At 55.0% G+C, this 422-nt stretch carries 1 pseudogene; it reads left to right on the top strand.

From position 1 onward, the window contains the following. A pseudogene (locus tag EQW76_RS29200) lies at nt 1–406 on the top strand (EmrB/QacA family drug resistance transporter); the annotation flags it as partial. Between the last annotated feature and the right edge of the window lie 16 nt (nt 407–422).

The following is a 422-nucleotide window of genomic DNA, read 5'->3' on the forward strand; positions in this document are numbered from 1 at the left end:
CCTTGTCTTCCTGAACCAGGCGATGACGAGCTCCGTACCTCGCGAGCAGGCGCAGGACGCAGCCGGAATCTACACGGCTGCCCGTAACCTAGGCGGGTCTATCGGACTGGCCGTGATAGGACTCATGCTCGACCGTCAGACTTCGGTTCATACGCAACGTCTAATGGAGAGGGTCACCGCCAATTCAGTTATTGCTCAGGAACGCATCCACCAGTCCGGCAGCGATCCGCAGTCTGTTCAGCTCGCCATTGTGAACATCTTTCAGGTTATTAAGCGTGAGGCCGCCGTCATGGCATTCAACGACATGTTCTATTTTTTTGCCATCGCCCTTCTGGTCATTTTCCCCCTAGTGTTTATCCTAAGACCAATTCAGCGCGGACCCGCCGTGGCGATGCCTCAGCATTGAATTTATGGCCTCAGCA

The organism is Rhizobium sp. rho-13.1 (assembly GCF_007000305.1).
GTDB lineage: Bacteria > Pseudomonadota > Alphaproteobacteria > Rhizobiales > Rhizobiaceae > Rhizobium > Rhizobium rhododendri.